Source organism: Synechococcus sp. UW106 (assembly GCF_900474015.1).
Taxonomy (GTDB): domain Bacteria; phylum Cyanobacteriota; class Cyanobacteriia; order PCC-6307; family Cyanobiaceae; genus Parasynechococcus.
Genome location: NZ_UCNV01000009.1, coordinates 117,045 through 139,972, shown reverse-complemented (window position 1 = coordinate 139,972; position 22,928 = coordinate 117,045). Strand labels below are relative to the sequence as shown.

Genomic DNA, 22,928 nt, shown 5'->3' with positions numbered 1-22,928 from the left:
CTGATTCTGAATCAGCTTGATTGCAAAAACCTGCCTTCCTAAGCGAAACAACCTAGTTTTCGCTTATTGCACTGGACTTGTGAACACCGGAAAGGTGGTTCCGAAATTGCAACAAGCAATTGGCGCCGAGGGCCAGGCCTTACTCGACCGGTTCAACCTGCTCAAGCCCTTGGTGGAGCAGATGGTGATCAGCGAGGCGATCGCCGATGTTGTGGTCTCCGCAGAACAGTTGGAGCGGGCTCGGCTTGGCTTCCTCCACCAGCGTGGGTTTGACGGCATGGAGCAGTGGGCGGAGCTGCTGGCGCAGCTAGGGCGCAGTGAGGAGGAGGTTTTGGAGCGTTTGCGCCACGGGATCCGTCGCCGCAGCTTGATGCGGGAGCATTTCGCGGCCAAGGCGGAGGCACGCTTCCTGGAACGCAAGAGCGAATTGGATCAGGTGGTGTACAGCCTGCTGCGAATCGAGAACAGCTTCCTAGCGCGAGAGCTTTACTTACAGATTGAATCCGGTGAATCCAACTTCGCTGATTTGGCCAAGCGCTACGCCGAGGGACCGGAACGCAACACCAACGGAATCGTGGGCCCCGTTTCCCTTACTCAGGCGCATCCGATCTTGGTCGAGAAATTACGGGTGTCTCAGCCTGGCGTCCTGTTGGAACCTTTTCGTATCTCGGACTGGTGGCTGGTCGTTCGGTTGGAGCGTTACTCGCCGGCAACGTTCACCGATGAGGTTTCCGACCAAATGTGCCAAGAAATGTTCGACGCCTGGGTCGATGAGGAAACCGCCAAGAGCTTGAGCAAGTTGGCGTCCGAGACATCAGAACCACTGCCCATCAGCGATTTCAGCGACTTCAGTATTTCCCGATGACCCAGTCACGCTATTTCCCGTTGCTGGAGCATCCGGCGTTCTGTGACTTGTCCGATGCCTCGGCTTCCTCCTTGAAAAGTGGCTGCAATTTGCTCCGTTTCGAACTCGGGGGGCAGCTGTGTGACTCCAATGACATCGCAGCCCGGATACTGGTCATCCTCCAAGGTCAGGCCAGGCTTGTCGGCCGTCATAACGGCCGCCTCACCACCGTGGGCAAGTTCGGCCCTGGCAGTGTGATCGGGGCCGCCAGCCTGCTTTGCGGTGCCCCGTGCGAGAACGTGATCGCCGCTGAGGAGGTGATTGCCTGCGCCATCTCGGATGAACTCTGGCGTGAGCTTTATTCCAACGAAGCTTCTTTTCGTCAGTGGTGTGATCAGCAGCTCTGGCCACAGGAGCTGCTCAAGTTGTTGGAAGTTCTTGAGAAGAACACCCCGGAGACCGACAGCTCCGCCCTTGAAAAGCTCGAGGATGCCCTTCAATACTCCGAGCGTTGTTTCCCGGAACCAGCTGCGGTGGATGCTGCTTTAGCTGCAGGGAAGCTGCTGTATGTCACCAGTGCATGGGGCGACCTGATGGTCGGTCAGCCGGTCCGGTCATCAGTGGATCTACCGGTCTGCGAGCCGTTTTCGCTTCGGCTGGTGTCTCTGCCCGCCTCTGGTATCTCAGATCAAGCCGGAGAGGAGAAGGGAAACAGCGGTTCGCTCGCCCCCGTTGCATCGATCCAGGACGCTGAGGTTCTGCCTCCCGTGAGCAGCTACAGCCCGGAGCGGAATTTGGTCGACAGCCTGAGGCTGATCCGTGCAGATGGTCCGCTTCAGGAAACTCTGGCTTGTTTCCAAATGCTGGCGCAGCTGATGAAGCTGCCGTTTCGCCGTGATTCGATCGAGAAGGTGCTTCAGGACTATCTTCAGCGCGGTTTTATCCCCAATCTCAAGCTTTGCGGACAGCTGGCGGCAAGTCTGGGTCTGCACGTGATGGCAGCACGGGTGCCGGCGGGAGCGGGGACCCGGCTGCAGGTGCCCTCCATGCTGCCCTGGCAGGGTGGATTCGCTTTGGTGATCGCCAGCAACGAGCGGGGTCTGAAGCTGGCTTCGCCCAAGCAGGGCATGGTGACTCTGGATCCGGATGATCTGACTGAGCAGTTCCCTGAAGGGATCGAGCTTTTGCTCATGGAGCGGTCCAACGCCACCCCCGATCAGAAGTTCGGGCCCGGTTGGTTCTGGCCAGCTTTGAAGCGCTATCGCGGCGTGCTGATTCAGGTGCTGGCCGCCAGTTTTGTGGTTCAGCTGTTCACCCTCGCTAACCCGTTGCTGATCCAGGTGATCATCGACAAGGTGATTACCCAGCGCAGCCTGGACACCTTGCAGGTGCTGGGAATTGCCCTTGTGGTCGTCACCATTTTGGAGGGTGTGCTTAGCAGTCTCAAGACCTTCCTGTTCGCGGAAACCACCAACCGGATCGACCAGCGCCTCGGCGCAGAGGTGATCGACCATCTCCTGCGTCTCCCCCTCGGCTACTTCGACAGTCGCCCTGTGGGTGAACTGGGAACCCGGGTGGCTGAATTGGAGAAGATCCGCAATTTCCTCACCGGTCAGGCCCTCACAACCATCCTGGATGCTGCTTTTTCCGTGATCTACATCGCGGTGATGGTGCTCTACAGCTGGCTACTCACCTTGCTTGCCCTCTCCGTTCTGCCGATTCAAATTGGTCTGACCTTGCTTGGGGCGCCCCTATTTCGCCGTCAGTTCCGGGCTGCTGCCGAAGAAAACGCCAAGACTCAGAGCCATTTGGTGGAGGTGCTGACCGGCATCCAAACGGTGAAAGCCCAGAACGTTGAGATGGTCAGCCGCTGGCGCTGGCAAGAGTTCTACTCCAAGTACATCGCCCGTACCTTTGAGAAAACGATCACCGGCACGGCCCTGAACCAGACGAGTCAGGTGCTCCAGAAGATCTCTCAGCTGATGGTGCTCTGGATCGGTGCCTCCATGGTCTTGAGTGGTGATCTCAGCCTCGGCCAGTTGATCGCGTTCCGGATCATCTCCGGTTATGTCACCCAACCTTTGCTGCGGCTCTCAACGATTTGGCAGAACATCCAGGAGTTGCGCGTCAGCTTTGAACGGCTTGCTGATGTGATCGATACACCGGAGGAATCCGATGAGGTCGACAAGTCCAAGGTGATGCTCCCTCCGCTGGAGGGAGAGGTGCGGTTTGAGAACTTGTCGTTCCGCTTCCGCCCCGGTCAGCCCCAGGTGCTCAAGGACGTGAATCTCGAGATTCCCTCCGGCACTTTTGTGGGGATCGTCGGTCAGAGCGGCAGCGGCAAGAGCACGTTGATGAAGCTGCTACCCCGGCTTTACGACCCCGAGAAAGGTCGGATCCTGATCGATGGCTACGACATCGGAAAGGTCGAGCTCTATTCCCTGCGCCGACAGATCGGCATCGTTCCCCAGGATCCCCTGCTGTTCAGCGGAACCGTGAGCGAAAACATCGCGCTTACCAATCTGGAGGCCTCCAGTGAAGAGATTGTTCGAGCCGCGCGTCTCGCCAACGCCCATGACTTCATCATGGATCTGCCCAGTGGTTACAGCACCCCCGTGGGCGAACGTGGGGCAGCACTCAGCGGGGGACAGCGACAGCGGGTTGCCATCGCCCGCACCCTGCTGAGCAACCCCAAGCTGCTGGTGATGGACGAGGCCACCAGCGCCCTCGATTACGAAACCGAACGGAAGGTCTGCGACAACCTTCTGGACAATCTTGATGATCAAACGGTCTTCTTCATCACCCACCGTCTGTCGACCATTCGTCAGGCCGACATGATCGTGATGCTTCATCAGGGAGCCGTCGTTGAAGTCGGCACGCACGATGAATTGATGACGCATCGCGGTCGCTACTACGCCCTTTACCGCCAGCAGGAGAGCACCTGACCATGAAGCTCAATCCGCAAAACGTGACAACTTTGGTCAAGCAGGGCTCTAGCAATCTCTTCGCGACGTCCCGAGACTTTTTTCGACGTTTCGATCCTGGCGCAACACAAGACGTCAGTCATGTCGAGACCTACGACGAGTCGATTCTCCAGCAGGGGCGCTTCTGGATGGGCACCGTCACCTGGACCTTGATTGGCACCACCGTGTTCGGTGTGGGTTGGCTGGCCTTGGCACGGACCGAGGAGATCGTTGTGGCGCCAGGCCAGTTGAAGCCGATCGGTTCCGTGCAGGACATTCAGATGCCTGTGGGTGGTGTGGCCGATCAGATCCTCGTGAAGGAAGGGGATCAGGTGAAGGCTGGCCAGGTGCTGATGAAGCTGGATACCGAATCCAGCGAGGAACAGCGGAACAGCCTGGAAAAGACGATCAAGCTCAAGAAGGAGCAGTTAATTCTGAAGGAGGAGGAAAAACACAATTATTTGCAGGTCAACCAGGAACAGTTGTTGATGCTGGAGAACAACCTTGAGCTTCACGCTGAAATTCTGGAACGCTTTGACCAGTTGGAGGCAGTGGGTGCTACTTCGGAATTGCAATACCTCAATCAGCAGAATGTCGTTGAGGAAACTCGTGGCAAGTTGATGCAGAGCAAGGCCGACCGCCTGCGTCAAATAGCCGTTTTGGATCAACAGACCGCCCAGTTGAAGTCGGAGCTCGCCGATCTCAATGGTCGCTTGGTGCAGACCAAGGTCACCCTTCGCTATCAGCAGCTCAAGTCGCCTGTGGATGGGGTGGTCTTTGATCTCAAGCCCACTTCCCGTGGTTTCACGGCGCAGTCCACCCAGACGGTGATGAAGGTCGTGCCCGTGGGTTCGCTCGAAGCCAAGGTGGAGGTGCCAAGTAACAAGATCGGTTTTGTGCAGGTTCCCCCAGGTTGCCCTGAGAAGCGCGAGGCCTGTATGAATGCCGATATCAGTATCGACTCTTTCCCATCCAGTGATTTTGGTGTTCTCAAGGGAAAGGTGATCCACATCGGTTCTGATGCTCTGGAGCCGGATCCCCAGGAGCAGCGCCAGGAATTCAGTTTCCCGGTCACGATTCAGCTGGATGATCAACAGCTGAAGCTCCAGTCTGGTGCCTCGCTGCCTTTACAAGTGGGCATGAGCCTGACAGCCAATATCAAGTTGCGCAAGGTCTCCTACCTGCAGCTTCTGCTTGGTGAGTTTCAGGACAAAGCGAAATCACTGCAGCGTCTCTGACCGGTGCGGATTCTCTTCGTTCATCAGAATTTTCCAGGCCAGTACGTCCATATCATTAAGCGCCTGGCCCAACACGGTCAGCATCGGCTGGTGGCCTTGGGCCTCAATGCCTTGGACCACGGCCGTGGCATCCCCGAGAGCCTTAACCATCTCCGCTACCGCCTTGATCGCGGCAACACAGAGGGGGTTCATCCTCTGGTGATGGAAACGGAAACCAAGGTGATCCGTGCCGAAGGCTGTGCCAGAGCTGCTCAACAACTTAAAGACAAGGGATTTGTTCCGGATCTGATTTGTGCGCACCCTGGCTGGGGTGAACCACTGTTCCTCAAGGCGATCTGGCCGGATTCACCGCTTCTTTGTTACCAGGAGTTCTTTTACAACGAGCAGGGATTCGATTCCAATTTCGATCCGGAATTCCAGGAGGATCGCGACTGGCATGGTCAGGCGAAACTCACGATGAAGAATGCCTACCTCCATCTAACCCTCGAGCAGGCGGATTGGAACATTTCACCCACCCATTTCCAGGCCAGCAGCTTCCCTGAGCACTGTCGTCGCCGGATCAGTGTCATTCATGACGGAGTCGACACTCGCAAGGCGGTCCCTAATCCATCGCCCACACCGCTCACCCTGCCCGACGGCACTTTGCTGGAGAAGGGGCAGCCCATCGTCACGTTCGTGAACCGATGCCTTGAGCCCTATCGGGGCTGCCACACCTTCATTCGTGCCATTCCCGAGCTGCAGCGTCTGCATCCTGAGGCCCGCTTGGTGGTGGTCGGTAAAACCGAGGGGGTCAGCTATGGAGCGGCCTGCCCTGATGGGGAATGGCGAGACCAGTTTCTGGCGGAGATCGATGGCCAGTACGACCCCACTCGGGTTCATTTCACCGGCACCCTCCCTTACGAGCAGTTCATCCCGTTGTTGCAGCTCAGTGCTTGCCACGTCTATCTCACCTACCCCTTTGTGATGAGCTGGAGCCTGCTGGAGGCCATGGCCTGTGGTTGCCCCGTGGTTGGTTCGGACACGGGACCGGTGCGGGAGGTCATCCGCCATGGCCAGAACGGCCTGCTGGTGAATTTCTTTTCTCCAGGTGATCTGGCAGCCGCAGTGGCAGAGCTGCTGCAGGACCGTGAACGCGCCGCAGCGTTTGGCCAGGCAGCACGCCGCACGGTTGAACGCACCTATGACCTGAATGCCTGCGTTACCCGACAGCTGGCCTTGATGGATCTGGTGGCCAGCGGCAGCATCGGCGTTTGAGGCCACCCGGCAGACTTAGGCGCTGTACCTGCATCCTGCACGTGAGTCAGCTCCAGAGCCTCAGGGGCATGGTGGATCTGCTGCCGGAGGCGCTTCACCGCTGGCAGGCGGTGGAGGCCATGGCTCGGGAGCATTTCCAGCGTTCAGGGTTTGGCGAGATTCGGACGCCGCTTCTGGAGACGACCGATCTGTTCTGCCGTGGCATCGGTGAGGGCACCGATGTGGTGGGCAAAGAGATGTACAGCTTTCAAGACCGGGGCGATCGCTCCTGCACCCTGCGGCCGGAAGGTACAGCATCGGTGGTGCGTGCTGCCATACAGCACGGCTTGCTCAGCCAGGGTGCACAGAAGCTCTGGTATGCGGGGCCGATGTTTCGCTACGAGCGCCCCCAGGCCGGCCGGCAGCGTCAGTTCCACCAGATCGGTGTGGAGTGGCTGGGTGCTGATACTGCCCGCAGCGATGTTGAGGTGATCGCTCTGGCTTGGGACCTCCTGGCCAGCCTTGGGGTTGGGGGATTGGAGCTGGAATTGAATAGCCTTGGCACTGCGGAGGACCGCCAGGCCTACCGCAATGCACTGGTGGCCTGGCTCGAACAGCGGTCTGACGCTTTAGATCCCGATTCCCAGGCCCGGCTGAGCACCAATCCGCTGCGCATCCTGGATTCCAAAAACAAAACCACTCAGGCGCTGCTGGAGGACGCGCCAACCTTGGCGGATGCCCTTTGTGATGCCAGCCGCGAGCGTTTTGAAGGTGTGCAGCGCGGGCTGACCGCCTTGGGAATTCCCTTCCAGCTCAATCCGCTTTTGGTGCGGGGTTTGGATTACTACAGCCACACAGCCTTTGAGATCACCAGTGATCAACTCGGGGCTCAGGCCACCGTGTGCGGTGGTGGTCGTTATGACGGCTTAATCGGCCAGTTGGGAGGAGCCCCGACCCCCGCCATCGGTTGGGCTCTTGGGATGGAACGGTTGATGCTGGTGCTGGAAGCTGCCGCGCAGGCTGATCCTCAGGGTGTTGCTGCCCAGCTGACAGCACGGGTATTCCCCGATGTCTATGTGGTGAATCGTGGTGGAGACGCTGAGCCTGCTGCTCTGGCCTTGGCACGTCACTTGCGAGCAGCTGGGTTGTGGGTGGAGTTGGATGCATCCGGCTCCGCCTTTGGCAAGCAGTTCAAACGGGCGGATCGCAGCGGGGCGCGCTGGGCCGTGGTGCTCGGCGATGAGGAAGCCAAGCGTGGTGAGGTGCGCCTTAAGCCGCTGAAACAGAAGGCTGAGGAATTCACCGTTGCGCTTGCGCCAGTTGCCGCGATTGTGGAGAGACTGCTCAGCCCTTGAGGATGCAGATCCACCTCGTTACTGGCGGTGCCGGCTTTCTCGGCTCGCACTTGGTCGACCGGCTGATGGAAGCCGGTGAAGAGGTGATCTGTCTGGACAACTACTTCACCGGGCGCAAGGCCAATATCGCGCGCTGGATTGGCCATCCCCGGTTCGAACTCATTCGTCACGACGTCACCGAACCGATCAAACTGGAGGTGGATCGGATTTGGCATTTGGCTTGCCCTGCCTCGCCGATTCACTATCAGTTCAATCCCGTCAAGACCGCCAAGACCAGCTTTCTCGGCACGTACAACATGCTGGGGTTGGCCCGGCGGGTAGGCGCGCGGCTGCTGCTGGCCAGCACGAGTGAGATCTATGGAGATCCTGAGGTTCATCCTCAGCCTGAGAGTTACTGGGGCTCCGTCAATCCCATCGGTGTGCGCAGTTGCTACGACGAGGGCAAGCGCATCGCCGAAACGCTCTGTTTTGACTACCAGCGTATGAATGGTGTTGAGGTGCGGGTGGCGCGCATCTTCAACACCTATGGCCCGCGCATGCTCCCTGATGACGGCCGGGTGGTGAGCAATTTCATTGTCCAGGCCCTGCGGGGCGAGCCGCTGACGCTGTATGGCGATGGCAGCCAGACTCGTTCTTTTTGTTATGTCACCGATCTGATTGAGGGCTTGATCCGCCTGATGAACGGCGACCACACCGGCCCGATCAACCTCGGCAATCCCGATGAATTCACGATCCGAGAGCTGGCTGTGCTTGTGCGGCAGCAGATCAAGCCGGATCTGCCGTTGCTGGAAAAACCTTTGCCGCTGGATGACCCTCGCCAGCGGCAGCCGGCTATTGACCTTGCCCGTCAGGAGCTGAATTGGCAGCCGACTGTGCCACTGGAGCAGGGTCTTGCTCCCACTATCGACTCCTTCCGTAATCTCCTCGAAATCGCCAAAGGCTGCGGGACGTGACGATTCAACGGATCTGCTGCATCGGTGCGGGGTATGTGGGCGGTCCGACCATGGCGGTGATCGCCGATCGCTGCCCGCAGATTCAAGTGCAAGTGGTGGACATCAACCAGGCGCGCATCGATGCTTGGAACGACGCCGACCTCAGCAAGTTGCCGGTGTATGAACCCGGGCTGGACTGCGTGGTGGAACGGGCGCGGGGGCGGAACCTGCATTTCTCTACCGATGTGGCGGCTTCGATTGCGGCTGCAGACATGGTGTTCATTTCGGTGAATACGCCCACCAAAACCAAGGGGCTGGGAGCCGGTCAGGCCAGTGATCTCCGCTGGGTGGAAGCATGTGCCCGTGAGGTAGCTCAGGCGGCCACCGGTCACACGATCGTGGTGGAGAAGAGCACCCTGCCCGTGCGCACGGCTGCCGCAATCAAAACCATCCTGGAGGCAGCCAGTGAGGGAGAGGATCAGCGCACGTTCTCGGTGCTCTCTAATCCCGAGTTTTTGGCGGAGGGAACGGCCATCCGCGATCTGGAGGCCCCTGATCGGGTGTTGATTGGTGGTGATGATTCGGCATCGATCGATGCCCTTGCCGCGATCTACGCCCACTGGGTTCCCGAGGAGCAGATTCTGCGCACCAATCTCTGGAGCAGTGAGCTTTCCAAGCTAACGGCCAATGCCTTTTTGGCGCAGCGGATCAGTTCGATTAACTCCATTGCTGCCTTCTGCGAGGCAAGTGGAGCCGATGTTCGCGAGGTGGCCCGGGCGATTGGCACCGACAGCCGGATCGGCCCGAAATTCCTCAATGCTGGGCCGGGGTTCGGTGGTAGCTGTTTCCAGAAGGACATCCTCAACCTGGTGTATCTCTGTCGGCATTTCGGCCTGCCGGAGGTGGCGGATTACTGGGAGAGCGTGGTGGCTCTGAACACGTGGCAACAGCACCGCATTGCTCGGCTAGTGGTGGAGAAGCTGTTTGGCACCGTGACCGGCAAGCGGTTGGCGATTCTTGGTTTTGCTTTCAAAGCCGACACCAACGACACCCGCGAAGCGCCGGCGATTCGCATCTGCCGCGACCTGTTGGAGGAAGGTGCTCAGCTGGCCATTCACGATCCCAAGGTGGCTGCTCACCAGATGGTCCAGGACCTTCAACAGGATGCAGCGCCCAAGCTGGACGCTCTCAGTGGAACTGGCAATTGGGTGGAGGCCGGCAGCGTTGAAGATGCTGTGATGGGGGCTGATGCCGTGCTGGTGCTCACCGAATGGCAGCAGTACTGCGATCTCAATTGGATGGTTCTGGCTGGCCAGATGCGTAAACCGGCATGGGTTTTTGATGCCAGGGCTGTTACTGATCCCGGACAGGTCAGAGCGGCGGGCCTCACCCTCTGGCGTGTGGGGGATGGAGAAGGTTGATGGCTAAGACTGTTCTTGTAACTGGTGCGGCCGGTTTCATCGGTGCGGCACTGTCGCAGCGGCTGTTGCAACGCGGTGATCGGGTCGTCGGCCTCGACAACCTGAACGACTATTACGACCCAATTCTCAAACAAGCTCGTCTGGGTCAGATCGAATCTGTTGCGCCTAAGGGAGCCTGGCGCTTCGAGCGAATGGCTTTGGAAGAAGGTGAAGCTCTAATGGGACTCTTCGCTGAAGAGAAGCCTTCTGTTGTGGTCAACCTGGCGGCTCAGGCTGGTGTTCGCTACTCCCTGGAAAATCCTGCGGCTTACATCCAGAGCAATTTGGTGGGCTTTGGTCACATTTTGGAAGGCTGCCGCCATCACGGTGTAGGCCACTTGGTGTATGCCTCCAGTAGCTCGGTCTATGGCGGCAATCGCAACCTGCCGTTTGATGAGCGGCAGCCGGTGAACCATCCGGTGAGCCTGTACGCGGCCAGCAAGAAGGCCAACGAGTTGATGGCTCACACCTACAGCCATCTCTATGGAGTGCCGGCCACTGGTCTGCGCTTTTTCACGGTGTATGGCCCCTGGGGTAGGCCAGACATGGCTCCGATGCTATTTGCCAGGGCGATCCTGGCCGGTGAGCCGATCAAGGTGTTCAACCACGGCAAGATGCAACGCGACTTCACCTACATCGATGACATCGTTGAGGGCGTGATGCGATGTTGCGATAAGCCAGCAACTGCCAATTCTGAGTTCGATCCGCTTGAGCCCGATCCAGCTACCGCGGCGGCACCGCATCGGGTGTTCAACATCGGTAACAGCCAGCCCATCGAACTGTTGCGTTTCATTGAGGTTATGGAGGAAGCCCTGGGTCGAGAAGCGATTAAGGATTTTCAGCCAATGCAGCCTGGGGATGTGGTTGCGACTGCCGCTGATACATCCGCTCTTGAAGAGTGGATCGATTTCAAGCCTTCCACGTCAATTGTCTATGGGATTAGTGAATTTGCAAATTGGTTTGTCGATTATGTTTGATAGTGTGTTGCGGTGATTTCCTACTTCTTTCGTGTTTTTTTGATCTTGTTGCTTCTTTTTATATATTATTCACGGATTTGTTTTTTTATTTTGAAAAATGATTAGATAAGTATTTGATGCTTACGTTGCTGAGTGCAAGAAGACTCCTGCTGTAATGGCGCCGACTTCACGCTGGTAAGCCAGCTGATGAGCACCGCATTCAAGCGACGGTGAATCATCCTTCCTGCCGGTAGCGGTACGCGCTTGTATCCGATCACCCAGGACGTCAGCAAACAGCTGTTATCAGTTACGACAAACCGATGATCTACTACCTTCAGCACCCTGATGCTCTGGCCAACATCTGCGAGCTAACTATCATCACGACACCTCACGACACCTCACGACACACAGGATTCAGTGATTGCTAGGAGATGGCAGCCTCCGTAGCATAACGGTCGATTACGCCGTGCTATCAAGCTCGGACGGATCGGCCCAGGCTTTTCTGATTGGTGCTGACTTCCTGGCGGCACCCCGCTGCTCTGGTGTTGGGGGTGCGCAACTGCGCGAATGGCTGCAGTTATTGTGTGGGAGGACATTGTGAAAAACAATCGCTAGGTGGTGGAAACCATTTGCCGTCAACTCGATCAACTCCTTAAGTGGGAGCAATACTCTCTTGACTCGATTAGACAGGTCACCGATCGGCCTAGTAACGATCTTCATTGTGCAATGAAGCCAACTTGCATCAGTAGAGAATTAAGATGGCAACATCGCTACAGCGTTCATAACGATTTATCTGCCAACTTACTCTTGTCCCTCGACCATCCAAAACGATGCACTAATGGCTGGCGGATTGCCAAGTACGATGTTCAATGCTTTGATCTATCGGGATCCACCCAGAGCAATACTTCGAACCACTAGCTCTTAAAACGTCTTTTTTAAAAATTTAAACCCAACGATGACTAATTCACTTTTTACCACTGATAATCTGAATAACGACGATCCAAGGTCTACACTAAAAATAGCGACTACCTTTTTTAAGGCATCTCAAATATCTAACGAAATAACGATTAATTTGGCTGGCCTAAAGTCATGCAAAATCTCAAAATTTTCTATTATTTACGAATCAAATAATATTGTAAAGAACCAAGCTGTTTTTGCGACTAGTGAATATAAAGAATCTGAATTAAATATTCCATATCCTCCCCTTTTGGCTCCTAATGAAGCTGTAGCTGCATGTGTCTTTCTCCAAGACAATACTAGTTTTAAGTTTAATATTCCTTGTAAGGCTTGGGCTATAGAAATAGAAAATACCCTGCCTGGACGACTATCTGGGTGGATTGTCGTGGAAGGTTCTTGTTTTGTACTGCGTCCATTTTATCTTCGTATCAATCAACAAGAAGTATCTTGGACAATGAAAATTATTTGCGAAAGGCCTGATGTGACCGAAACTTTTAAGGCGAAAGGCATGAAGGGTTATGCAATTAATATCTTTCATTCTCTATCACATCTAGATGTAGATTCGATGAATCTTGTACTTGAGTATGTTGATTATAAACACCAATTCATGGCAAAAATACTGCCTCTTGATAAGTGGAAATCGTTAGCAAAAATAACTAATAATGCCAACATACTAGCACCAAAGTCAGAGTTACATTCAAGCAAAGGAAATCCTCCGAAAATAGCTATTCTAATGCCTATTTATAATGGCATCAATGAAACTATTAATGCCTTAGATTCATTCAAGAATTACTTTAATGATAGCAAAATTAATAAATCTAATGTGCGTTTTATTCTTGGCCTTGATAATCCCAATAACCACGAGATGAAAGAAAGAATACTTGAACTATATGGGTCTAATGAGCAATTTACTGTTATTGACAATCCAGTAAATCTTGGTTTTATAGGTAATTGCAACAATATGTTTGAGTATGTAGAAAATGACGAGGAAATACTTCTTGTTAATTCTGATATTATTTGCCCAAAAACATTATGGATAGAAAAAATGTATGAATACGCAAAAGCTGACGAAATAGTTGCTACAGTGACACCCTTAAGTAATCAAGCATCTATATTTTCGTTTCCTATTCCTAATACCAAGATTCAAGCATTGCTTCCACATATCAATATTGAAGAAACGAATAATCTACTTCTCAAGTCATCAGAGCTTGAATTAGTGGATGTTCCTAGCTGCCATGGCTTTTGTGTTCTCATAATGAACACTAGGCTCTCACTCAATCAACTTTTTGACCCTGTTTTTGGTAAGGGATATGGAGAAGAAAACGATCTTTCAAGGCGAATCGCGAAAGAAGGTTTTAGAAATATTTGTTGCCCAGAAGTATATATTTATCATAGTGAATCAGTTTCATTTGGCCCGAATAAGAATGACTTAGTGCAAAAAAATCTAGCAAAATTAAATATCATGCATGAAAAGTATGATGAAATGATTTATATGTATTGCCTCAATGATCCCTTGCAAAAGTATAAAAATATAGGTATTTTTAATTATCTTAAGTATATCAAAAGCAAGCAAAGCAAAAAGATTATTCTTCATATATGTCATAATAGAGGTGGTGGGACGCATAAATTTATAATCGACTATGCGCAAAAGTATGCAGATGCGATTCATTGTCTTTTGATTCCCATAAAGGATTCAGGGCTTATTAGTCTGCGACTCATTCAACCAGAGAAAAGCAAAGATACACACATTCAGACAATTGAATTATCTATTATGTCCGAAGATGAGATCATAAATTTATCGAGTCTTGAAATACTTGACTATACACTACTTCATTCGCTTATAGATTTCCCTGACAATGGCTCTTGGAAGTGGGCAAAGGATTTACTTACTAAGTCTTACTCATTCCTCTTCATTCATGACTATCATTGGATTTCAATATTTGAAAATTTACTTAACTCTAGATTTCAATATACAGGAGAACATCGCTTATGTAATTTAGTGGCAGATTTGAACTTAGTTAAATCAACAAAAGGAGCTATTGCGATAAACAAAGATACTGTATTCTACCAAGAAACAATGCAGAACATTATTAATCATGCAAACGAATTAATATTCCCCTCACAAGCAGCTATGGATATTTTCACAAATTTTTATCAGATTGAAAATATATCTCATGTTATACCCCATGATGACAGCACTCATAATGCTGAAAATAATCCTAAATTCAAAATCAGTCACTATGATCAATTCAATCGTATAAAAATTGCAGTTATAGGTGCGATTGGCCCTAATAAAGGCATATATACACTTTTAGATATTTGTAGATATATTCATGCGCATGAACTACCCATTGATATATATATTATTGGCTTTACTTGTAAAAATACGGAACTCAGAAACTTCTCTTTTGTTTATATTCATGGAGCTTATGAAGAAAATGATTTTCCCAATCTTATTAAAACATACAAAGTTCAATTTTCGTTGTTCTTGTCACCTTGGCCAGAAACATTTTCATATACGCTTAGCTTAGCATTTGATAATAAACTATGGCCATTTGTAGTTAATCTCGGTGCACCAGCTGAACGTGTCACTCAGTCAGGCTTTGGAACTATTCTGCGTTCTCACATGGCAAGTAAAATTTGCCAGCAAATATTAGAAGTTACTAAATATTGATCTCAAAGCATCATTTATTTACTAGATAATCGCTGTCTTGCAACTTTACTGTTAAGCATAACAGCAGCTAGCAGCATCATGACTAACTTCAATTATTATAGAGTCATTCAATGTAAAAGTCGTTTCAATATATTTGCACTAATAATATATTGAGATTTTGACTAGTCAATACGCTGATGATCAAATATTTCTAAGATTATTTGCCATACTCAGTAATTGACTTGAAATCTTAATTACCTTGAAGAATATAAGTTACTTAGCAAGCCTTGCTGTCTACCATTAATGCAAGCTAATGATATAGCTAAGTTGTTGACATAATGCTCGTTAATCAAAATAGACGTCGTGCGTTCATCAGAATTTTTATCAATCAATATCTTCTAGCATTAAGAACCTAATTTACATGCTAGTTATTATGGAATTTAGATATGCCTCCTGTTAAATTATGGCGGAAACTTTTCTTATGGAATACATACTAATAGTTTATTTGTTGTTAAAGAATTTAACCTGTTGCTCTTAGCCTATTTAAAAGTTGATAATCTAATTTCGATAGTTCACTAAATTTTGCTTTCCAATTCCAGCCTTGAGCTAGGAGATCTAATTCTTTGCTCCTACTATTTGGGGTTGACAATAAATTTTTATTTATTTCCTGTAATTCAGGAAGCGTCACGGAAAATTTACTCTCTATTTCATTTTTAATGTTCTCTAATTCGCTTATATCATAAATTTTGCTTAAACTTTTGCAATTGATAAGGGCTAGACGTAAAATATCATCTCCAGATAAATTATTTACTAGTAGACGATTCCCTGAATAGGTTCCAGATGCAAAATAATACGAATAAAAATTATCGTAGTGATCTAGTATGAATTGCCGCATATTGTTGTCTTTGGCATTAAAATATTCTTCTAGACTGCTATCGTGGCAAAATATCATTCCTGGTGGTAATTTTGATCCTGCCTTTAAAAATCTTTTTGCTTCTTTTGCAATGTAAAAGTAAAAAGAAATAATTCTATCTATGGGATCCCTTGTAACCGTAAAAGTGTAATCAAATGGTCCAGCTAATTTGATGATTGACCAGTCTAAGTGCCCTGAAAAAAAATTATATTTTTTTATATCAGATATATTCATCTTATATAATTGATCATTTGTTCTTGCTGGGCAGATTTCGTCACTATCATACATAGTAGAAATTTGGTGATGAATAGATTGGCCTGCTGTTTTTGGTATATGGAGAAAGGCAATGCGAGGGGATGCTTTCATTGGAAGTACGATAAATAAACTTTTTGTGGGGCGTAAGTCTTTGTGTGAGCATTGCGCAACACTTTTACTTCTTCAATAAATGAATCCGGCTTATCTATTTCGACCTTCGCTAGTTGTTTAGGGGAAAAATCCCACCATCTTGACTCTAATAGTTTGTTGGCAATTGTTTCTGAAAATCTACTTTTACGAATTGTTGCTGGTGAACCCGCTACTATTGCATAATCGGGCACATCTTTTGTTACTACAGATCTAGCACCGATCACTGCTCCATTGCCTATTTTTAATCCAGGCATGATTAAAGCTTCATGTCCTATATAAACATCGTTGCCAATAAATGTTTCTTTAAATTTAGTTGGCGGCTCCGAGAAAGAGAATTTATCATAAAGATGATTGGATTTAAATGCATTCCCAAAAATAGCACTTTGTTCATTGTAAAATATTGGGGAAGTGCTTCCAAAGCTTAGAGGATGAGAGTGCCTTCCAATTTGTACACCCTCTCCAAATGAGCAATAGCGGCCAATATTAGCGCCAAAAAAATAGCCGCTTACGCAATAGCTAAATGCTCCGATTGTCAGCTTTGCTTCACTTGCAATTCTTTTTAAGTTGCAAGGGCCTTCAAAGCAACTATCTAAAGGCAATTGAAAGCCATGCGGCCTCTCAAAAAGAATTCCTGTCGCGATTAATTTCTCATAAATAGACTTGGTGATATAAATTGATTTCATCTTGGCTGGATTTACCAATTATTTATTTTAGCATGGCACAAGCATTATGGATCGCTCCAAGGAGATATTTTCCCTTAGTAGCAACTTGATTGCTCCTTTAAGTTACCTGATTAAGCCGTTTTTAATTATTAGGGATTGCATAGTATCTGATTTCCGCGAACACCTTGTCCCTACTTTTTACTCAATGAGTATACCTTAATCTACTAGTAAGTCTATTTGCGGTAAAATACTACTTGGCAAACAATGGTATTGGTCGTATCATCCGCTCTTATTTTGCAGCTTTGATGGATCCGATTATTCTCAATGACTTCCATTAATATTCTATTGATTTAATAAATCTTGTTTCTTCTAATACGAAAAATTTTACTTTGGTAATTTATATTATATAAATGCTCTGAAATACCCTCTTTTCGGCTTGATAGCTGCTTGAGGTCTTGCCTATAAGTGTTTCAGCATTGTCAAGACTTAGCAGCTATTGAACCATCGTTATTCAATGTGTCACAAGTTTATTTATCCATGGCTCTAATTCTTTTGCGCCATTATTTAATTTCTTTGCGTAGAGTAAAATATCATTAAAATATATTGCGCCCATTTTTTTTGTCATTTCATTGGTGTACATGTTTATGGGAATTGGCTTTTCTCCTTTCTTTAGATGGTTGTTGATTTCTCTCACTGTGTTTTTATGGTTTATCGCGTCAGAAGTTTTTAGTCCTTTGCTAGTATGAACTGTATTAAAGTCACGTACATCAATGATTTGTAGACCTAACTTCTTTTCCAGGCTTGAATTAAGCTCAGCGTACATTTCAAATTGAAAATAGTCATCATAGTCTTTGTATACTAAGAAGTCACATTGAGGTATTAAGTGTATATCTTTTTCAATCAGCTCTGGCTGATTCCATATTGCTGATACGATTTGTTCAAATGTAGTTTCATCGGTGACATTGAATAGTTCTTGCGCTCCCATGTAGCTCTTATCATTTTCTGAAGCAGACTTCTTGTGGCATAATTTGTCGAGAAAATAGGAAAGTAGTCTCTTGAATGGATTTCTCAGTATGACAAAGCAATATTCTGCTTTTAATAGCTCTTTATTGGATGCGTAAAAGGTCTCGGTGTTATTGTGAATCCACCCTATGTCATTTTTTGATGATATAAATCCATTTTCAAGTGCTATCGAAAATCTTAAATTTGAGCAAGCATTTTTTGGGATCCAAGTGCATATGCTGTTACTTCTAAGGTGGGCTAATGTCTTTTTTTGTGCAAATATATGGGCCTCGTTCTCGTCTAAGCTGCGATAGTCTCCCAGTGTTTTGCTAAATATAAGATTTCGCTGGGTGCTATTTTTTCTTTTTTCATCCTCTTCATTTAAACTATCGTATACATCTCTGAAGTGCTTGACTACTATTTCTAGTTTTCTATTCGATAACATTTTCTTCTCGTACTCAATCACCTCTCTTATGTTTAGCTCTTTGTGGCCATAAGTAATAAAATGATCGATTATTTTGCTTTTGTCATTCTTGGCCCATTCAGCAACATCGGGTCGTGTGCTTGTATAGGCATGAAAGGGAAATAAGTCCATGCATGCTTCCCTGAATAGCTGGTTTGCCTTTTGCTCTTCTTCCAGCTCGGCTGAGAGCATCTTCAGCGCAATCTTTAGTGTTTCAAAGTTTTCCAAATCTTGCACCAGATTAATTATTATTTTACTCTATATTCAAATAAAGATCAACCTTGTGCTATAATGGCATTTGGGTATAGTTTGTTTTTTGGAGATTCGTAGCATAATCGATGCTGTCGATGCCCTTATAGCATCGGAGCAAACTTTAAATGAGCTCAAATTACAGCTTTCTGAGTCGACCACTAAGCTAGAAGCTGCTAATCAAAGTCTTTCTGTTGAAACAACAGAGAAGCGTGAAGTTCAGCATGAGTTGGCTGCACTGAAGGAGCAGCATGACGTTCTTATTAATGAAAAGGTCGATCTTCACCATAAGTTAGCTGAGTTGAAGAGGCAGCATGATGCTCTTACCAATGAGAAGGCTGAGGTTAATCAGGAGTTAGCTCAATTAAAGCAGCAACTTGAGGGTGCTCAAGCTGCTGCCATCGATACCAACAAAGAGGCTGAATTATTTCAGCTCCAAGCTAAGCAAGTCAAAGAAGAATTGGAGCATTTCTTCTTGCTTAGCCGTACTCAGTCTGAGGTTTTGTCCGCTTCAGACAGGCTTAATGGTCGGATGATATCATTGCTTAGGCAATTTGCTGAAGAAAGCAATTGAAGCTTTGAGCTATGCAATCAATATGTGAATTTGCATTTAAATCTATTTAATAAATGCCATTAAGTCTTTTGTGCATTGACTTGATAAGTGTTCGTAAAGTATTCATGCTGAGCCGACGCCTGTGTAAGAGCCATAAAAGAAGAGCCCCACAACAAATAAAACTGCCATGCCACCTGCTGTGGCAACTAGCCATAGAGGTAGTACGCCTTCGGTCCAGCGTGACTTCCAGGGCACTGCTGGACGACCATCAGGAAGACGATCGGGAATCCTTCCGTCGGGAAACTGGGATTTTTTGCTGCTCATGAAATAAACCTCAATTGAAGAAGTAGCTGGACATGAGCACGCCTGTCACGAAGACAAAAAGCAGGCCCAAGTAGAGGCTGGTGCGGTTGAGTTCGACCGGAAGGTTGTTGGGGTTGGGATTGCGTTCCATGAATCGGAATCAGCGGCGGATGAACTGCATCGCGGCGAGAGCGCCAAGGAAAAACACCGTCGGGATGCCGAGGGTGTGAAGTGCCAGCCATCGCACCGTAAAAATCGGATAATTGCGTGGCGTCGTGGAGACGGGGGGAGCTTGTGTCATGGCTTATTTCAAACGAATGTCGAGGTCGGATTTGCTCTCGTAACGCTGGCTAACCACGGGAGCCTTGCTTTCGGATGCCTGGAAGTAGGCGTCGGGGCGTGGGGTGCCAAAGGCGTCGTAGGCCAGGCCGGTGGACACGAACAGGAACCCAGCCAAAAAGATGGAAGGGAGTGTCACGGCGTGAATCACCCAGTAACGGATGCTCGTGATGATTTCGAAGAACGGACGTTCTCCTGTTGAGCCGGCGGCCATGGCGCTTGGCGTGTCAGGACGATGATCTTAGGAGGTGGCGCTGGTCAGGTGAGGCTGAGGCTGCACCTCAGTTACACAGCGTTGCCGACCCAGCGCAGCAAATTGCCGCGCTCTCCGAGCACAAAAGCGTGCTCGCCGTCGAAGATCATGCGCGTGAAGTTGCTTGGTTGACGGTCGCCAACGGGATCGTTCTGCCAGCTGTTGCCCCCGTCTTGGCTCACGAGAAGCGTGCCGTTACCGCCACCGGCCCAGATGGCGCCGTCGTCATCCCAGGCCAGATCCATGTAGCCGTAGCCATTGGTGATGGGAATGATGGCTTTGCTCCAGCTGTCGAAATCCCCGGGCTCGTCGTTGAGGCGTATTTGGGCGCCGCGAGCGACCATCCATAGATTGCCGTCGGGTTGAAAGCCGATGCTTTGTAGGCGCTGACTGCTCACGCGCTGGTGGACTTGCCAGACAGAATCGCCCGGTTCCCAAGTGGCATAGAAGTTGCCTAGGCCACTCACACTCACATAGCTTCCGTCAATGCTGCGTCGCAGATCTCGTACGGCTCCCGCTGCATCGGTCACCTTCGCTTCCCAGCTCGACCCATCGTTGTGGGTCTCGTAGACAGCACCCACGTTGGTGGCTAGCTCCGCTGAGTGACGATCCAAAGCTGTAATCAAGTAAGGCTCGCCGGGTAGTTTTGTGTCGAGGAAAAGTCGTGTCCAGTTCTGGCCGCTGTCCTCGCTGTGCATCAGCAATCCGGGCTGTCCGGCAATCCAGCCTTCATCACCATTGAAATCGATACTGATCAGACGGAAGTTCTCTTCGTCGGGAAGATCAAGGCTGCGTTCGTTCCAGTGAGCTCCGCCGTCGTTGGTTTCTCGGATCATGCGATTGCTGCCCACCAGATAGCCGTGGCGGCTGTCGGTGAAGGCCACATCCAATGGATTCGCTTGAGTGTCGAGGTCCAAGGCTTGCCATGGACTCGATGTCGCTATCGGAACATGAGTGGTGACGCACCCACTGAGGCTGATGCCGAGCACCATCGTCAGTAGCAATTGGGTTACGGAGTTGAGTAGACGTTTCATGACGGGACCTCAGCGCAGGGAATAGAGAGATAGGAAGAAGGCGACGCCGAGGGCGAGGCTGCCGAAGATCAGAACATTTTTCTGGCCTGGGGTCAGACGGTTGACGCCAAGACCGAAGTCGAGATTTTCGTCGAAACCACTGGCTTTGCTGCGGGGGCCAATGTCGCGGAAGGCGGCCACCCTGCTGCGGCATACCGGACAACGAAACGACATCGGGTCGAGATCAACGAAGGCCGTGCCTGGTTCGATTCCGATCTTTTTCACCCCTTCATCCGGGTCGTAGACGTAGCCGCAGCTGCGACATTCGAAACGGTGGGTTCGTGGGTCGCTCTTTGGAGCGGTTTCAACCGGGGTTCCCACCGCTTCGGTGGTTTCTGCCGGCTGGACGGACTGTTGTTCGTCGCTCACCGCTGTCTTGCTTGGCGGAATGACTCTATCGACGACAACTCCCGGCAGTGAATGCCAGACTGCATCGGACTACGGGGACCTCCATGTTTGCCCTGCCCGGCTACGACGCCTTCCTGGGGTTTCTGCTGATCGCTGCAGCAGTGCCTGTGTTGGCTCTCGTTACCAACAAATTGGTTGCACCCAAGAGCCGCGCTGGTGAGCGTCAGCTCACCTACGAATCCGGTATGGAGCCTATTGGTGGGGCCTGGATTCAGTTCAATATCCGCTATTACATGTTTGCGCTGGTCTTCGTCATCTTTGACGTCGAGACCGTGTTTCTTTACCCCTGGGCCGTGGCCTTCAACCGCCTCGGCTTGTTGGCCTTCATCGAAGCCCTGATCTTTATCGCCATCCTTTTGGTCGCCTTGGCCTATGCCTGGCGTAAAGGCGCCCTTGAGTGGAGCTAGCCATGTCTGAGAACACCTCCCCCTCCATTGCGGCGGTTCGCGACCTGCGGGAAGCGAGCTGCGGTCCGATCGGTGCTCCGACCGTGACCAACGACCTCAGCGAGAACGTCATCCTCACCAGCCTGGATGACCTGCATAACTGGGCACGTCTGAGCAGCCTGTGGCCTCTCTTGTATGGAACCGCTTGCTGCTTCATTGAATTTGCAGCGCTGCTTGGTTCCCGCTTCGACTTTGATCGGTTTGGTCTGGTGCCCCGAAGCTCACCGCGTCAAGCAGACCTTCTGATTGTGGCCGGCACGGTCACCATGAAGATGGCTCCGGCGTTGGTGCGGCTCTACGAGCAGATGCCAGAGCCGAAGTATGTGATTGCCATGGGCGCATGCACCATCACAGGTGGCATGTTCAGCGCTGATTCCACAACCGCCGTGCGCGGAGTTGACAAACTGATTCCCGTTGATCTTTACCTGCCGGGTTGCCCTCCCCGGCCTGAAGCGATTTTTGACGCGGTGATCAAGCTGCGTAAGAAAGTTGGTGATGAGTCTCTGGCTGAGCGCCGCAAGCATCAACAGACCCATCGCTACATGACGGTGACCCACCAGATGAAGCGCGTTGAACCTGTGGTCACGGGCTCATATCTGCGTGCCGAATCCCAAAAAGCTGCCCTTGCTGCTGCTCCAGCCGGTCAGACCTTGGCCACAGATGCCGCCGTGCTCACCCCTGCTGCTGAACCCGTCGAGTCATGAGCGAAACCCCCTCCAACAAACCTGCCGCTTCCGATGAAGCTGGTGCTGTCGTTGCGCCCGAGCCTGGTCCGGTAAGCCAATGGCTGAACAAGCAAGGCTTCGATCACAACAGCCTTGAGCCCGATCATCTTGGCGTTGAGCAGATCGGTGTGGAAGCTCCCGTTCTCCCGATGATTGCTGCGGCTCTCAAGAGCAATGGCTTCGATTATCTGCAGTGCCAGGGCGGGTATGACGAAGGGCCTGGCGAGCAGTTGGTTTGTTTTTACCACCTGTTGGCAATGGCGGAACAGGTTGAAGCCATGGCGGCTGATCCCTCCGCAAAGCTGCGGGAAGTGCGGATCAAAGTGTTCCTCAGCCGTGAGGGCACCCCGTCGCTTCCATCGATCTACGGCCTATTTCGTGGAGCTGATTGGCAGGAGCGTGAAACGTTCGACATGTACGGCATTCAATTCGAGGGTCATCCCCATCCCAAGCGTCTTTTGATGCCGGAGGACTGGAAAGGTTGGCCGTTGCGCAAGGACTACGTCCAGCCAGATTTCTACGAAATGCAGGACGCTTATTGAT

Annotated in this window: 22 protein-coding genes and 1 pseudogene; 14 read left to right on the top strand and 9 right to left on the bottom strand. The window is 50.5% G+C overall.

Annotated features, from left to right (window positions below):
- The first annotated feature begins 79 nt into the window (after positions 1 to 79).
- The 10 genes and pseudogenes from DXY30_RS08470 to DXY30_RS08425 all read left to right on the top strand — a co-directional run bounded on the left by DXY30_RS08470 (position 80) and on the right by DXY30_RS08425 (position 14,612).
- The gene (locus DXY30_RS08470; RefSeq protein ID WP_115094463.1) at positions 80 to 865 is read left to right on the top strand and encodes a peptidylprolyl isomerase; all 786 of its coding nucleotides are present in this window, start codon (positions 80 to 82) and stop codon (positions 863 to 865) included.
- Positions 862 to 3,789, top strand: a complete 2,928-nt coding sequence (locus tag DXY30_RS08465) for a type I secretion system permease/ATPase (RefSeq protein WP_115094462.1) — start codon at positions 862 to 864, stop codon at positions 3,787 to 3,789. The genes DXY30_RS08470 and DXY30_RS08465 overlap by 4 nt, the downstream gene beginning before the upstream one ends.
- Positions 3,790 to 3,791: 2 nt before the next feature.
- A complete protein-coding gene (locus tag DXY30_RS08460) occupies positions 3,792 to 5,045 on the top strand; it encodes an HlyD family secretion protein (RefSeq protein ID WP_115094461.1) in 1,254 nt (417 codons plus the stop codon).
- Between the two features lie 3 nt (positions 5,046 to 5,048).
- Positions 5,049 to 6,299 (top strand): glycosyltransferase family 4 protein, encoded by a 1,251-nt coding sequence (locus tag DXY30_RS08455; protein WP_115094460.1) that lies wholly within the window; start codon positions 5,049 to 5,051, stop codon positions 6,297 to 6,299.
- 41 nt (positions 6,300 to 6,340) lie between these two features.
- Positions 6,341 to 7,633: a histidine--tRNA ligase gene (gene hisS, locus DXY30_RS08450; RefSeq protein ID WP_115094459.1), complete on the top strand. Its 1,293-nt coding sequence runs from the start codon at positions 6,341 to 6,343 to the stop codon at positions 7,631 to 7,633.
- A 2-nt stretch (positions 7,634 to 7,635) separates the two neighbouring features.
- Positions 7,636 to 8,586 (top strand): UDP-glucuronic acid decarboxylase family protein, encoded by a 951-nt coding sequence (locus tag DXY30_RS08445; RefSeq protein WP_115094458.1) that lies wholly within the window; start codon positions 7,636 to 7,638, stop codon positions 8,584 to 8,586.
- Entirely contained in the window at positions 8,583 to 9,986 is a 1,404-nt protein-coding gene (locus tag DXY30_RS08440) for a nucleotide sugar dehydrogenase (protein WP_115094457.1), read from the top strand. Before DXY30_RS08445 ends, DXY30_RS08440 begins: the two co-directional genes overlap by 4 nt.
- Entirely contained in the window at positions 9,986 to 11,002 is a 1,017-nt protein-coding gene (locus DXY30_RS08435; RefSeq protein WP_115094456.1) for an NAD-dependent epimerase, read from the top strand. The genes DXY30_RS08440 and DXY30_RS08435 overlap by 1 nt, the downstream gene beginning before the upstream one ends.
- 213 nt (positions 11,003 to 11,215) lie before the next feature.
- Positions 11,216 to 11,532 (top strand): annotated as a pseudogene (locus tag DXY30_RS14180) (sugar phosphate nucleotidyltransferase); the annotation flags it as partial.
- A gap of 404 nt (positions 11,533 to 11,936) precedes the next feature.
- Positions 11,937 to 14,612 (top strand): glycosyltransferase, encoded by a 2,676-nt coding sequence (locus DXY30_RS08425; protein WP_115094455.1) that lies wholly within the window; start codon positions 11,937 to 11,939, stop codon positions 14,610 to 14,612.
- Between the two features lie 499 nt (positions 14,613 to 15,111).
- On the opposite strand, the gene DXY30_RS08420 is transcribed toward DXY30_RS08425, so the two are convergent.
- From DXY30_RS08420 to DXY30_RS08410, 3 genes are all read right to left on the bottom strand, one after another.
- The gene (locus DXY30_RS08420) at positions 15,112 to 15,870 is read right to left on the bottom strand and encodes a sulfotransferase family 2 domain-containing protein (protein ID WP_115094454.1); all 759 of its coding nucleotides are present in this window, start codon (positions 15,868 to 15,870) and stop codon (positions 15,112 to 15,114) included.
- Entirely contained in the window at positions 15,867 to 16,610 is a 744-nt protein-coding gene (locus DXY30_RS08415; RefSeq protein ID WP_137006825.1) for a CatB-related O-acetyltransferase, read from the bottom strand. Before DXY30_RS08415 ends, DXY30_RS08420 begins: the two co-directional genes overlap by 4 nt.
- A 472-nt stretch (positions 16,611 to 17,082) precedes the next feature.
- Positions 17,083 to 18,264 carry a sulfotransferase family 2 domain-containing protein gene (locus DXY30_RS08410; protein WP_206749525.1) on the bottom strand — a complete coding sequence of 394 codons (1,182 nt, stop codon included), beginning with the start codon at positions 18,262 to 18,264 and terminating at the stop codon, positions 17,083 to 17,085.
- Between the two features lie 88 nt (positions 18,265 to 18,352).
- Here DXY30_RS08410 and DXY30_RS08405 point away from each other — a divergent pair, with 88 nt between their 5' ends.
- On the top strand, positions 18,353 to 18,859 hold the full coding sequence (locus DXY30_RS08405; RefSeq protein WP_137006824.1) for a hypothetical protein: 507 nt from the start codon (positions 18,353 to 18,355) through the stop codon (positions 18,857 to 18,859).
- A 102-nt stretch (positions 18,860 to 18,961) separates the two neighbouring features.
- Here DXY30_RS08405 and DXY30_RS08400 read toward each other — a convergent pair whose 3' ends face one another.
- The 6 genes from DXY30_RS08400 to DXY30_RS08375 form a co-directional block, all read right to left on the bottom strand.
- Positions 18,962 to 19,162 (bottom strand): photosystem II reaction center protein J, encoded by a 201-nt coding sequence (locus DXY30_RS08400; protein ID WP_115094450.1) that lies wholly within the window; start codon positions 19,160 to 19,162, stop codon positions 18,962 to 18,964.
- Between the two features lie 10 nt (positions 19,163 to 19,172).
- Positions 19,173 to 19,292: a photosystem II reaction center protein L gene (locus tag DXY30_RS08395; protein ID WP_006852026.1), complete on the bottom strand. Its 120-nt coding sequence runs from the start codon at positions 19,290 to 19,292 to the stop codon at positions 19,173 to 19,175.
- A 9-nt stretch (positions 19,293 to 19,301) separates the two neighbouring features.
- On the bottom strand, positions 19,302 to 19,442 hold the full coding sequence (gene psbF / locus DXY30_RS08390; protein WP_115024892.1) for a cytochrome b559 subunit beta: 141 nt from the start codon (positions 19,440 to 19,442) through the stop codon (positions 19,302 to 19,304).
- 3 nt (positions 19,443 to 19,445) lie between these two features.
- Positions 19,446 to 19,694 carry a cytochrome b559 subunit alpha gene (gene psbE, locus DXY30_RS08385; protein WP_115094449.1) on the bottom strand — a complete coding sequence of 83 codons (249 nt, stop codon included), beginning with the start codon at positions 19,692 to 19,694 and terminating at the stop codon, positions 19,446 to 19,448.
- Between the two features lie 71 nt (positions 19,695 to 19,765).
- The gene (locus DXY30_RS08380) at positions 19,766 to 20,767 is read right to left on the bottom strand and encodes a photosynthesis system II assembly factor Ycf48 (protein WP_115094448.1); all 1,002 of its coding nucleotides are present in this window, start codon (positions 20,765 to 20,767) and stop codon (positions 19,766 to 19,768) included.
- 9 nt (positions 20,768 to 20,776) lie between these two features.
- Positions 20,777 to 21,175 (bottom strand): rubredoxin, encoded by a 399-nt coding sequence (locus DXY30_RS08375; RefSeq protein WP_115094447.1) that lies wholly within the window; start codon positions 21,173 to 21,175, stop codon positions 20,777 to 20,779.
- Between the two features lie 83 nt (positions 21,176 to 21,258).
- Between DXY30_RS08375 and DXY30_RS08370 the strand changes: the two genes are divergently transcribed.
- Genes DXY30_RS08370 through DXY30_RS08360 form a run of 3 tightly spaced genes read left to right on the top strand, consistent with a single transcriptional unit; the run spans position 21,259 to position 22,927 of the window.
- Complete coding sequence (locus DXY30_RS08370; RefSeq protein ID WP_011363234.1) at positions 21,259 to 21,621, top strand: NAD(P)H-quinone oxidoreductase subunit 3; 363 nt, start codon at positions 21,259 to 21,261, stop codon at positions 21,619 to 21,621.
- A 2-nt stretch (positions 21,622 to 21,623) separates the two neighbouring features.
- On the top strand, positions 21,624 to 22,364 hold the full coding sequence (locus tag DXY30_RS08365; RefSeq protein WP_115094446.1) for an NADH dehydrogenase subunit K: 741 nt from the start codon (positions 21,624 to 21,626) through the stop codon (positions 22,362 to 22,364).
- Positions 22,361 to 22,927: an NAD(P)H-quinone oxidoreductase subunit J gene (locus DXY30_RS08360; RefSeq protein ID WP_115094445.1), complete on the top strand. Its 567-nt coding sequence runs from the start codon at positions 22,361 to 22,363 to the stop codon at positions 22,925 to 22,927. Before DXY30_RS08365 ends, DXY30_RS08360 begins: the two co-directional genes overlap by 4 nt.
- Position 22,928: the final 1 nt, after the last annotated feature.